The organism is Paenibacillus sp. FSL L8-0340 (genome assembly GCF_038593145.1).
In the GTDB taxonomy this organism is placed as follows: domain Bacteria; phylum Bacillota; class Bacilli; order Paenibacillales; family Paenibacillaceae; genus Paenibacillus_AQ.
This window is the reverse complement of the sequence record NZ_CP151967.1, coordinates 4,325,452-4,338,028: the sequence shown is the minus strand read 5'-3', so window position 1 is coordinate 4,338,028 and position 12,577 is coordinate 4,325,452. Positions and strand designations below refer to the sequence as shown.

9 protein-coding genes are annotated in these 12,577 nt (G+C 50.1%); 6 read left to right on the top strand and 3 right to left on the bottom strand.

Features of this window, described 5'->3' with window-relative positions; genetic code table 11:
• Positions 1-95: 95 nt before the first annotated feature.
• A complete protein-coding gene (locus tag NST07_RS19435; RefSeq protein WP_341093886.1) occupies positions 96-290 on the bottom strand; it encodes a hypothetical protein in 195 nt (64 codons plus the stop codon).
• Between the two features lie 458 nt (positions 291-748).
• Between NST07_RS19435 and NST07_RS19430 the strand changes: the two genes are divergently transcribed.
• Positions 749-5,503, top strand: a complete 4,755-nt coding sequence (locus NST07_RS19430; RefSeq protein WP_342481959.1) for a LamG-like jellyroll fold domain-containing protein — start codon at positions 749-751, stop codon at positions 5,501-5,503.
• A 101-nt stretch (positions 5,504-5,604) separates the two neighbouring features.
• Here the strand turns inward: NST07_RS19430 and NST07_RS19425 are convergent, their stop codons facing one another.
• Entirely contained in the window at positions 5,605-5,919 is a 315-nt protein-coding gene (locus NST07_RS19425) for a helix-turn-helix domain-containing protein (RefSeq protein WP_038593196.1), read from the bottom strand.
• A gap of 200 nt (positions 5,920-6,119) precedes the next feature.
• Here NST07_RS19425 and zwf point away from each other — a divergent pair, with 200 nt between their 5' ends.
• From zwf to NST07_RS19400, 5 genes are all read left to right on the top strand, one after another.
• On the top strand, positions 6,120-7,658 hold the full coding sequence (gene zwf / locus NST07_RS19420; RefSeq protein ID WP_342479967.1) for a glucose-6-phosphate dehydrogenase: 1,539 nt from the start codon (positions 6,120-6,122) through the stop codon (positions 7,656-7,658).
• 71 nt (positions 7,659-7,729) lie between these two features.
• The gene (gnd, locus tag NST07_RS19415; protein ID WP_038593194.1) at positions 7,730-8,623 is read left to right on the top strand and encodes a phosphogluconate dehydrogenase (NAD(+)-dependent, decarboxylating); all 894 of its coding nucleotides are present in this window, start codon (positions 7,730-7,732) and stop codon (positions 8,621-8,623) included.
• Between the two features lie 236 nt (positions 8,624-8,859).
• Positions 8,860-10,128, top strand: coding sequence for an L-serine ammonia-lyase, iron-sulfur-dependent, subunit alpha (locus NST07_RS19410; protein WP_342479966.1), 1,269 nt, complete (start codon positions 8,860-8,862; stop codon positions 10,126-10,128).
• Positions 10,129-10,624: 496 nt separating this feature from the next.
• A complete protein-coding gene (locus tag NST07_RS19405; RefSeq protein ID WP_342479965.1) occupies positions 10,625-10,942 on the top strand; it encodes a transposase in 318 nt (105 codons plus the stop codon).
• A gap of 11 nt (positions 10,943-10,953) precedes the next feature.
• Positions 10,954-11,280 (top strand): IS3 family transposase, encoded by a 327-nt coding sequence (locus NST07_RS19400; protein WP_341093882.1) that lies wholly within the window; start codon positions 10,954-10,956, stop codon positions 11,278-11,280.
• Between the two features lie 182 nt (positions 11,281-11,462).
• Here the strand turns inward: NST07_RS19400 and NST07_RS19395 are convergent, their stop codons facing one another.
• Entirely contained in the window at positions 11,463-12,218 is a 756-nt protein-coding gene (locus NST07_RS19395; RefSeq protein WP_341093881.1) for a DeoR/GlpR family DNA-binding transcription regulator, read from the bottom strand.
• Positions 12,219-12,577: the final 359 nt, after the last annotated feature.

Genomic DNA, 12,577 nt, shown 5'->3' with positions numbered 1-12,577 from the left:
ATTTGTGCCTACAGGCTTCTTTGATATAGCGACGACATAAATGTTTCCGTTATCATTTAATGCCGACTTGATCTATAATTTTCATCGGTTTTTGCTTATTTCTTCGATGAATCCTTTAACTGCCGGATCTCTTTCTGCCGCTGTTCGTACCGCTTGAGAATATTCGGTATTGCCTCCTCACGTGCCTTTTGAAGCCGTTCCTCTGCCAGAAGCTCCAGCTGTTCTTTCTGCTCCGGGCTTACCTTGTACACATTCGCCGTGATGACCCCGGTTGTTTCAAACTTTGACACGAACTTCCACCTCCACATTTTGGCTTTCGTTAGTGTTCTTATTGTATCATAAGCACTCCCTCGTCAACGACTCCTGTAGCAGTGATATACATTCGTTTGCTAGCCTGAAGCTTATCACAGCGTTTCATTTCATATTTTTTATTTTGCTGAAGTTTATAATCAACATAAATATAAAACGATTTATTTTAATATAAAATTCTAATTGACTAATTGTCGATTGTACCGTTAAAATAAAACCGTTCAAGCCGGCTTATGATATTTTAGTTTTAATTTATCTAAAATAAACTAAACCTTACGGCAGAACATTTTTTTAATGACTACATGAAAGCGTTTTATTTGTAGGTGATAAAAGGGGAGGTGCCGCATACCAGAAAGTAGTCCGCTAATTTCCTGATATTGTAATCGCAAGGCCAGGCATGACTATTTTTTAGAATCGGAGGATCTCACATTTGAACAAGATGACTGGCAAGCTAACGTCTTCGTTTCTTGCGCTGCTGCTGCTTGTACCTTCGCCGATCATGGCGGCTTCCGGGACTGTGAACGATAACAGCAAGGCGGGGCAGCTTACCGCCAAAATCTCAGCGCCTGACTATACAGGCCACTGGGCACAGGATGATTTTCAGACATGGGTAGATAATGGTCTGCTCACGGGTTATGGGAACGGTGTTTATAAACCGGAGCAGAACATCACCCGTGCAGAGTGGGTTTCACTTGTAGGCAGAGTCTTTAATCTGCTGACTCTGAGCGAGAACAGGTTTAGTGATGTTGCGGAAGGAAGCGTTTATTATAACGATGTTATGAAAGCGGTATCAGCCGGTTTTTTGTCGGGTTACAGCGACGGAACCTTCCGTCCCAACCAAACGGTCAGCCGTCAGGAAGCGGCCGTGATGCTGTACCGGTTGTTCCAGCTTGATGCTTCGGCCGCTGCTACAGCGCCGAAGGATGCCGCGGAGCTGCCGGAGTGGAGCAGGGAAGCTGTACTTACTTTGCTGGGAGACGGTTTCCTCAGCGGGTATGAGGATGGCAGCATTAAGGGGAAACGAGCGGTAACGAGAGCTGAGGCACTACGGTTAATCAGTAAGCTGTCCGGGAAAATCATCCTTAAGAGCGGAACCTACAGCGATTTGACTGCCCGGAATGTTATTGTCAGCACCGCCGGAGTGGAGCTCAAGAACGCCAGCATTGCGGGCAACTTGTATCTCACCGAAGGCATTGCTGAAGGGGACATTACCCTCGACAACGTAAAGGTCGAAGGCAAAATAGTTGTCACTGGCGGCGGTGAAAACAGCGTTGTCATGAGCAATTCAACGGCTTCCAGGCTGGAGGTGAACAAAAAGAACGGGAAGCTGCGCGTCATAGCCAAAGGCAGCAGCTCTGTAACGGACGTCATTGTTCAGTCCGGCGTCAAGCTTGAGGAGGATGCAGCTGCAACCGGGACGGGCTTCAGTAAAATTACAGTGGAACAGACGTTGTCCAAAAATTCGGTGGTACAGCTTAGCGGCAGCTTCGACTCGGTAGTCGTGAATGCACTGGGTGAGCCGACATTGGTATTAAACAGAGGCAGCATCACGGACATGACGCTTAACGGTAAGACGGGACTGCGTGTGGAAGCGGGCACAGAGATCAAAAATCTGAAGGTCGGCGTGAAGGAGCAGATTACTGTCCAAGGCAGCGGCAAAGTGATTTTTGACCCGGCCTACAGTTCCCTGATCAAGCTGGAAACACCAGCGGCAACGGCAACGGCTACGGCGACTGCGGGCAGCTGGGGAGGGACCCCGATATCACCAACAGCGACACCAAGTCCGATGCCAAGTGCGACACCAAGTGTGACACCAACGCCGTCACCAACGGCGACACCGGTGGTTTCGCCGGAAGCGACCGCGCCGGTGTTCAGCAATGTATCTGTGCATGATCCCTCAGTTGTGAAGGACGGCGATACGTATTATGTCTTCGGTTCGCATATCGAGGCGGCTGAGTCGCAAGATTTGATGAATTGGAGCACTTTCACCAACGGCTATAAAACGCCGGATAATGTACTCTACGGTGATCTTTCCGCGAATCTGGCGGAATCCTTCGCCTGGGCCGGGGAGAACGATTCCGACAGCAAAGGCGGTTTCTCCGTTTGGGCACCTGATGTTTTCTGGAATACGGACTATGTAAACGAGGATGGAACCAAGGGCGCTTATATGATGTATTATTCCACTTCCTCCACCTATATTCGTTCAGCCATTGGCTACGCCGTTTCGCAAAATATTAAAGGACCTTACACCTACGGGGGAACCGTGCTGTATTCCGGCTTCACGGCAGGCGAAGCTTATGATGCGAACAGTGATGTTAACAAAAAATGGACGAATACCAACATTCAGGCGCTGATAGATGATGGAACACTGGAGGCAATGAATCCGGCCTGGTTTAATACCGACGGTACGTATAACAATAAAATGTACACAAACGCCATTGACCCTACGCTGTTCTATGACAAGGACGGCAAGCTGTGGATGACCTACGGATCATGGTCGGGCGGGATTTTCGTGCTGGAGGTTGATCCTGCAACCGGGGGGCCAAAGTATCCCGGAGAAGACGGGATGACAGCGGACGGCAGAATCATCGACCGCTATTTTGGAACCAAAATCTCGGGAGGCAATTATAAATCCGGTGAAGGCCCGTATGTAATGTTCGACAAAAAGACTGACTACTACTATCTGTATGTAACCTATGGCGGTCTTGCGGCAGATGGCGGCTACAGTATGCGGCAGTTCCGTTCGAGCAGCCCAAGCGGACCTTACAAGGATGCAGCAGGGCAGGATGCTGTGCTCACCACAGATGGTGACCACTCGGCATACGGCAACAAGCTGCTGGGCAACTTCCTGTTCACCAACGTGAATGGCGATCCGGAATTCCCGGTCTATGGCTATGTCTCATCCGGCCACAATTCGGTATATTACGATGAAGACAGCGGGAAGACGTTTAACTTCTTCCATACCCGGTTCCCTTACCGGGGCGAAGCTCATGAGCTTCGCGTACATCAGATGTTTATGAACGAGGACGGCTGGCCGGTGGCCGCGCCGCACCGTTATTCCGGCGAAACTATCGGCAAAGTAGCGGCGGAAGACATTGCCGGTGCCTACCAGTTTATCAACCATGGCAAGGATATCAGTGCCAAAATTAAATCAAGCGTTGGTATTGAACTCCTGGCAGACGGAACCATTATAGGACCGGTGACCGGGACCTGGAAACTGAAAGACGATTATTATGCTGATCTGCTCATCAACGAGACACAGAACGGCACTGCCGTTAAACGGCTGTACAAAGGTGTATTCGTCAAGCTGTGGGATTCCACGCGCCAAGGTCATGTCATGACCTTCACTGCCATGTCGGATCAAGGTGTTGCCGTCTGGGGCAGTGCGCTGGAAACACTGAGCGATGAGCAACTGGTGGCCAATGCTACAAGCGGCCTGACACTTGGCAACACAAGTAAAGTGTACAAGGATCTAACCCTGCCGAGCGAAGGTGTACGCGGTATTGTGATTTCCTGGTCTTCATCAAATGAAGCTGTTGTTAAAAATGACGGGAAGGTAACACGGCCGGAGGTTGGCAGCGGTGACATGTCTGTGGAAATGACGGCTACGATTCGGCTTGGCAATGCGAGCGCTACCAAAACCTTCACAGTAGGTGTTGTAGCACTTAGCGGCAGTCAACTGGAGGACGGTTTAGTTGGCGCCTATGACTTTGAGGGCAATCTCGAGGAAAGCGGCGGACGGCTTGAAGCGGGGACAGTAACGGGGAACCGGGTGAACAACACCGGCGGTACGATCACTTATGTAAGCGGTGAAGACGGACAGGCAGCACAATTGGATGGCAGCTCCGGCATCCGTTTGCCAAACGGCCTGATTTCCGGAAGCTCCTATACCGTGGGCATGTGGCTGAATCCGGATGAATTGACCGCCTTTACGACTGCGTTCTTCGGAGCAAAGTCCGATACGAACTGGATCAGTCTGCTTCCATACGGCAACGGTGTCGCAACCACCCGGCTGTGGTTTGGCAGCGAGGCCTGGATGGATGCGGATACGGGCCTGCAGATTAAGGCAGGTGTATGGTCTCACGTGGCCTTTAACTACGATGCCGGTACAGTCAAAATGTATGTGAATGGTGTGCTGAAATCGACGAAAAGCGGATTTACCAACGTATTTACAGATGATTCCGGCGTGTTTGCCCTCGGCGTCAACTATTGGGATATCCCGTACAAAGGTCTGGTTGACAAGTTCCGGGTCTATGAAAAAGCATTGTCAGAGGAAGCCGTGGGCTGGCTGGTGAATGGTGAGCCGGAAACGGATACGAAGGTGACCTCGATATCCTTCGGTACAGCAGTTCAACAAGTAGCTGTAGGCAACAGTTATACCCCGGTGGTCAGCATACTGCCTGCCAATGCCGGCAACCAGCAGCTGGAGTGGAGCTCAAGCACTCCCGAAGTCGCAGTTGTCGATGCAGTTACAGGTGTAGTAACGGCTCTGAAGGTCGGGGATGCAAGTATTACTGCAAAGGCGACAGATGGCAGCACGGTTACGTCCAGCTATCAAGTGAAGGTTACAGACGGGAAAATAGCCTATTATGCGTTTGACGGCAATTTGCAGGATTCGCTGCAGCTGTCTGCGGCGGGCAAGGTAACTGGTGACAAAGTGGACAGTGCAACGGTCGGCAGTATTACCTATGGGACAGGTGTTGCCGGACAGGCGGCTGTCTTCGATGGTGCATCCGGGATCCGGCTGCCTGACGGGCTTTTGAACAGCAGCACCTACTCTGTCTCCATGTGGTTAAATCCTGCGCAGCTGACGGATTTCACGACCACCTTTTTCGGTGCAAGCACCACGGACAGCTGGATCAGCCTGGTCTTGCAAAATGCCGGCGGACAGACGCTGCTGTGGTCAGGAACGGCCTGGTATGATGCTTTGACCGGTCTGCTAATCCCGCTGAATGAGTGGACACATGTCGCTTTTACAGTGCGTGAAGGTGAAGTCAAAGTGTACATCAACGGATCGGAGAAATTCTCCGGCACGGGTTTCCCGGATGTGTTTACCAATAAGAATGCCGTGTTTACTTTGGGCATTAATTACTGGAATCCACCGTTCAAAGGATTAATCGACGAACTGAAGGTCTATAGCAATACGCTTTCGGCGGAAGACGTGCTGGCAGAGTACATTCTGAACAGTATTTAGAAATTGAAAGACATTTACAAGCAATAGTAACCCAAAAAGAGGGAGAACCAGAAGCCTTTAAGGCTTGGGTACTTCCTCTTTTTTGCGGTAGGGGGCTGGAGCTACAACCATTTCATCGCCCATACCTCCACATGGCAGAGTGCTGCTCCAAGCTCCTGCCCTTTTTCCGTTAACGAGTATTCCGTTTTTACGGGGCGGTCCGGGATGACCACACGATTTAGCAACCCGCACTCTTCAAGCTCCTTCAAGCGTTCATTCAACATTCGTTTGCTTAAATCCGGGATGATGGCATGCAGCTCGCTGAAGCGCTTGGGCCCCTCCATTAAAACGTGGATGATAAGATTAACCCATTTCTTCCCGATGATATGATAGGCATGTTCCACCTTGGCGAGCAACGGTTTGAAATCCTGCTTCATAGCCTTTCCCACCCCTAACAGTTATTATTAATATCCTTCTTACTATAACATAGTGATAAGTTCGTGAAAATAAGTACTTTTCGTAAATGTCAGAATGAGGTTGACGGATACTTTTTGCAGTCGTATGATGGGTGTTATAAAAGTTTGCGAGTAATAATAAGTAACCTCATAAACATTTGATAACAACGGGAGGAATGAAAGTGGAATCATCAACCTTTGTACTTTTTGGCGCCACAGGAGATTTGGCAAAACGTAAAATATACCCTGCATTATATAACTTGTTCGCAGATGGCAAGCTTTCCGGTCCTCTCTCGGTCATTGGTCTCGGCAGAAGAGAGCTCAGCAACGAAACCTTCCAAGCGCAAGTGCTGGATTCGCTGCGCACCTTTTCCCGGCGGAAGGTAGAAGAATCGGCGGAGCTGCAGGATTTCCTGCTGGCTTTTGAATATAGCGTCCTGGACGTTGGACGTCCGGAGGATTATAAGAAATTGCTGGCGCATGTGCAGCGCCGTGAGGAACTGCTGAACATTCCGGAGAACCGGATGTTTTATTTGTCTGTGGGTCCTGAATTTTTCGGACCGATTGCCGGCAACATTAACACAAGCGGACTAGGTGACACCAAAGGCTGGAAACGCCTGATCATCGAGAAACCGTTCGGCAGAGATTTGAAATCGGCGCAGGAGCTGAATGACAGCCTGAATGCAGCTTTTACAGAAGAGGAAATCTTCCGGATCGACCACTTCCTGGGCAAACCGATGGTCCAGAATCTAGAAGTGTTGAAATATTCGAACCCGGTGCTGAGAGCGTTGTGGCAGAACCGCTATATCGCTAATGTTCAGATTACAGCCGCTGAGACGGTTGGGGTAGAGGAACGGGCAGGTTATTATGACAAAGCCGGCGCTCTGCGCGATATGTTCCAGAACCATATGCTGCAGCTGCTGATGATGATGGCGATGCAGCTTCCCAAGGGCAGTACGCCGGAAGATGTCCGCAGCAAGAAGCGGCATGTGATCCGCTCGGTGCGTCCCTTGCTGAAAGAAGATGTGGACCGGCATGTGGTCCGTGGACAATATGCCGCTGGTGAAATCCGGGGCAATGAGGTAGCCGGCTATACTTCCGAGCCGGGTATTGAAGCTTCTTCGCAGAATGAGACTTATATCGCGGCCCGCCTTTGGATTGATGATCCATTATGGAGTGAGGTGCCGTTTTATATCCGTACCGGTAAACGGATGAAAGAGAAATCAACAAGAATCGTTATAGAGTTCAAAGAACCGTTTAATGATTTGCATAACAAAAACAGAGGGAAGCTGGATCTTGATCCTAACCTGCTGGTGATCGAAATCGGTCCCGGCGAGGGCATCTCGCTGCAGCTGAACACCAAAAATCCGCGCCAGCACGGGCAGCTGGAGCCGGTCAGCATCAAGCATGAATCCGGCAATCCGGATCTGCCGGAAGCTTACGAGAACCTGATTTACGATGCTATGCTTGGAGATGCTACTTTCTTTGCCCATTGGGAGGAAGTCGAGCTGTCCTGGCAGTGGGTGCAGCCGATTATTGAAGCCGCTGAGGAAGGCACTCTGCCGCTTCATTCGTATGCTGCGGGCTCCTACGGACCAGATGCAGCCGATGAGCTGCTTGGAGAGGATCATTGGTGGTTGGATGAAGAGCTCCCTGCGGAGCAGCATGAGCCGAATGATGTTCATGAGACCGATCCTGTGGCCATCCGGCCGGGTGCTTGATTAGACCCTTTGTAACTACTTGCGCACTTGGTTTTATAAGATCCAATTAATATTTTTCGGAGGGATATCTAATGAAAGTAGGATTAGTCGGTTTAGGAAAAATGGGCTTCAATCTGGGCCAGAACCTGCTGGAGCATGATCATGAAGTTGTAGCGTTTGATGTGAATGCCGCTGCGGTGGAGGAGATGGGTTCTAAAGGTGCAGCTATGGCGAAAAGTCTCGCCGAGCTTGTTAATAAGCTGGAAACCCCGCGGGTTGCCTGGATTATGGTTCCGCATCAGTTTGTCGATTCTGTTATTGCTGAGCTTACACCGCTGCTGTCTAAAGGCGATATCATTATCGAGGCCGGAAATTCACATTACAAGGAGTCGATCCGCCGCCATGAGGCGTTGAGCAAGGAGGGAATCTATTTCCTGGATGCAGGAACCTCCGGAGGGATGGAAGGCGCCCGCAATGGCGCTTGCTATATGATTGGCGGAGACGAGGAAGCCTGGGCAGTGGTCGAACCGCTGTTCCGTGATACGTCTGTGGAGAACGGGTATTTGTACGCCGGAAAGTCCGGCAGCGGCCACTTCCTGAAGATGGTGCACAACGGGATTGAATACGGCATGATGGCTGCAATCGGCGAAGGTTTTGAGGTGCTGGAGAAAAGCGGTTATGACTTCAACTTTGAAGAAGTTGCCCGCGTGTGGAACAACGGTTCCGTCATCCGCTCATGGCTGATGGAGCTGATAGAACGCGCCTTCTCCAAAGACGCCAAGCTGGACGAGATCAAAGGGATTATGCACTCCTCGGGTGAGGGCAAATGGACGCTGGAAACGGCATTTGACCTGCAGGCAGCGACACCGGTCATCGCCATGGCGCTGCTGATGCGCTACCGGTCGCTTGAAACCGATACGTTCACCGGCAAGGTGGTCGCCGCACTGCGCAACGAATTCGGCGGCCATGCAGTGGAGAGCAAATAAGAAGTTCTGGAAGCACATAGGATAACAATAGGCAGCAAGACTTAATACCATCGCGGTATTGGGGCTTGCTGCTTTTTTGCAATGCAAACAGGTTAAGACCGCCAGAGAAATGGCATGAACGGACAATTTCCAGAGAAGAAAGGTCGATCTCTCGGCAATATTCCTGTACTATATAAGAAATGCTCCGACAACAAGAGGAAATGGTGATATCGAACATGGTTAATTTATTGGATGTTTTGAAAAAGGAAGTAGTTCCGGCGGAGGGATGTACGGAGCCGATCGCCGTCGCTTATGCAGTCTCCTTAGCAGCGGAGCTGGTTCAGGAAGAAATCACGTCGATTCAGCTGTTTCTTAGCGGGAATATTATTAAAAATGCTATGGGGGTAGGTATCCCCGGTACCGGACAAAACGGTCTGCCCATTGCAGCTGCCTTGGGGGCGGTGATTCACCGGTCCCATAAGAAGCTCGAGATATTGTCAGGGCTGTCCCAGGCAGAGCTTAGTAAAGCCAACGAGATCATTGACCGGAAGCTGCTTGAAGTGGAGCTGAAAAACACGCCCGAGAAACTGTATATTGAGGCGCGGGTACACAGTGAGAGCCACACAGCTACAGCGATTATTGCCAAAGAGCATACGCATGTGATCTTTCTGTCCAAGGACGGGATCGCACTTGATCTGCCAAAAGACAAGGCGGATTGTGAGGGATCCGAGGAATTGGACCCTGAGGTTTATGCGGTTTCCCTGGACGGGATTTTTGAGTTCGTCCGGACCGCCGATTTCTCCAGCCTTCAGTTTCTTTTGGAAGGTGCGGTAATGAACAAGGCCATCTCCGATGAGGGATTACGGGGAGATTACGGACTGCAGGTGGGTAAAAAAATGTTGCAGCAATCGGCGGTCAATCTGTTTGGCAATGATGTGGCCAACAAGGTTATCGCTGCTACGGCTGCAGCCTCCGATGCGCGGATGGACGGCAGTGCAATGCCGGTGATGACAACGGCAGGCAGCGGGAATCAGGGCATAGCGTGTACGCTGCCGGTGATTGAGCTCGCCCGGCTCATGAACAAAGACGAGGAGACGCTGGCGCGGGCACTGGCCCTCAGCAATCTGATCACCGTCCATGTCAAACATTATATCGGGCGTCTGTCCCCGCTATGCGGATCGGGCATCGCAGGCGGAGTAGGGGCCAACAGCGGGATCATCTTTCTGATGGGCGGGAGCCTGGAGCAGATTAAGCACGGGATACAGAATACGATAGCCTCATTGTCAGGCATGATATGCGACGGTGCGAAATCCACCTGCGCGCTGAAAATCTCCACAGCTACCAATGCAGCAATTCAGGCAGCTACACTGGCCATGAACAATATTTCGCCCACCGATAGGGATGGGGTGATTTTTGAAGAGGTGGAAGATACGATCCGCAACATGGAGAGGCTGGTCCAGGAAGGCCTTGCCGCAACGGATACGACAATTCTTAACATCATGCTGTCTAAGGGAGAGGTAATGTAATCAGGCAGATTGGGTAGGTAGTGAGACGAGGCTGCTGTCTGACGTTTTAGATGCTGTGAATGGGTGGCTGATGTGACTGATGTGAGAAGTGTGACTGATGTGAAAGGCGTGACTAACGTAAATTGATGCGACTGATACGACTGACGCAACTCATGCAACTGTTGTCTAAGCTCAAACGATACAGCATTCTGCGTTACCAGACCGGCTAACGGACCGTAAAGCCGCTATTCTATAATAATAGGCCGTAATGTCTTTCTTATGGACCGTATAGCCGTTATTCCCGGAAAAAACGGCGAAATGGCGCTGGGAATGAAAAATAACATCTCTGGAGTCCGCTTTGTGACCGGAAACAAGGTATTTTCCGAAATAACGTCACTGGAGTCCGGTACGCATTGTATAGAACCGCCGCCATGCACATATTGCGCTGCAATTAGAATAAATAGTGGATACCCGTTAACGGACGGACCGATAATGATAGCAACGGAGGTGTGTTCACATGGGAGAACAAAGACAACGGTATAACGAAGAATTCAAAAAGCAAACCGTGAAGTTCATTCAAGAACAGACGAAGACCTTGGGTGACTTAGCGGAAGAGCTTAACATCCCGAAAAGTACGCTGCATCAGTGGATGGGTCAATATCGGGAGCTAAAGAATGAACCGGTGGCGAGTATGGACCGGGTACGGGAACTCGAAGCACATTTGAAAGAGGCGACCCGTCAGCTCGAGGAGAAAGAACTCAAACTTGCCGATACAGAAGAAGAACTGGCGATTGTAAAAAAAGCGGTGCACATCTTCAGCAAACCAAGGAACTAAGATTCCAGTTTATGGAGGACCATCGCTCCGAGTTTCGCTTGGAGAAGATGTGCGACACCCTACACGTTTCAAGGAGCGGTTACTACAAGTGGCGGACGGGAGAAACCAGCACACAGAAACTCCGCAAAGCAGCGATCATGGAGCGAATCCAGTATCATTTTGCCGATCATAAAAAGCGTTATGGAAGTCCGAAGATCACCCGTCTGCTGCACCAAGAGGGCTATACCGTTACCGAACGCACCGTGAGTGTGTACATGCGGCAAATGAAGCTCCGCTCTGTCGTGTCTAAACCCTACCGTGTACAGACTACCGACTCTAAGCATGAACTATCCCAATAAGAGCAGCCTTTCTCATCCTTAAAGGAGGGAAGTGCCGCTCTTATTTTTTATAACACCCCTATTGTAGCCCTGTTATTGCCCCAGTAATATCCTCGTATTGCCACTTTTTACTCTTCCATTGCTTTCATACGTCTCCTATTGCCACAACTATCTTCCTGGGCGTCCAGGCCTTCCCGCAGAGGTCAGTACAGCACCTCAACATGCTCCTTCGCGAGCCGCTTGAGCCAGGCTTCTGACGGTTTGCGGTCCGTGATCAGCACGTCGATTCGGCTAAGCTGAACAAGCTGTGTAAAGGCGGTTTTGTCGAATTTGGTATGGTCGGCGAGCAGCACAACCTTTTCGGCCTGCCGCAGCATGTATTTCTTAAGCTCGCACTCCGGTTCGTTGGAATCGGTGATACCGCGTTCCATATCAATACCCTTGCAGCTGATCACGGCAGTGTCGACATTGTAGCGCTGGATTGTGTCATGGGCGACTGGGCCCACAAGAGAGAGTGAACGATGGCGCAAAGATCCGCCGGAGGAAATAATATTCATACCGGAGCTGGCGAACTCATGCAAAATATTGATGGAGTTCGTAATGACCGTCAGATTGTTTTTGTTGCCCAGCAGCTTGAGGAATTCAAAGGAAGTCGAGCTGGGATCGACCATCAACGTATCACCGTCATTAATCAGCTCAAGCGCCTTAAGCGCGATGTTGCGTTTGATATCAGTATTGATAGCGCCCCGGGTGACAAACGGCAGATCCTCATTGGTATGCCTGTTCAGCATAGCCCCCCCGTATGTGCGGCTTAAAATGCCGTCCTTTTCCAGCTTCTCCAGATCCCTGCGGATCGTTTCTTCCGTTACTTCAAACATGCGGCTTAAATCAGAGACCAGAACTCTTTTATCCTGATGCACCAAATCTATTATTTTTTTGCGTCTTTCAGCTGCGAGCATATAATCACCTTTCCGGAGTTAGAACTATTTTATAAATATAGACCTAACGATCTGTGTTTTGCAATAAACTAAGGAGAAACAACATTAATTCTATTATAACCTTCGCGAAACAGACAATAAACAAATAAAAACAACATAATTATTATTTTAAATGTTGACAACAAAGATCGGGGGCGATACGATGAGGATATCATTATTCCTTTGAAAGCGCATGCCTCTTAGAGGAGCGCCAGAGCCGGTCCGCTGCGAATCTTCAGAGACCAGCCTGAAGTGCCACAGCCGAATGAAACCAAGCTTGCAGAGGAAAGAGTGTTAACTTGTAAACGCTGTATATAAATTGCCTGGGAGGCTGGTCAATC

Coding starts and splice junctions, on each gene's coding strand:
- gnd (WP_038593194.1), top strand. CDS start 7,730: ATGAAAGTAGGATTAGTCGGTTTAGGAAAAATGGGCTTCAATCTGGGC.
- NST07_RS19425 (WP_038593196.1), bottom strand. CDS start 5,919: ATGAAGCAGGATTTCAAACCGTTGCTCGCCAAGGTGGAACATGCCTAT.
- NST07_RS19430 (WP_342481959.1), top strand. CDS start 749: ATGACTGGCAAGCTAACGTCTTCGTTTCTTGCGCTGCTGCTGCTTGTA.
- NST07_RS19405 (WP_342479965.1), top strand. CDS start 10,625: ATGGGAGAACAAAGACAACGGTATAACGAAGAATTCAAAAAGCAAACC.
- NST07_RS19400 (WP_341093882.1), top strand. CDS start 10,954: ATGGAGGACCATCGCTCCGAGTTTCGCTTGGAGAAGATGTGCGACACC.
- NST07_RS19395 (WP_341093881.1), bottom strand. CDS start 12,218: ATGCTCGCAGCTGAAAGACGCAAAAAAATAATAGATTTGGTGCATCAG.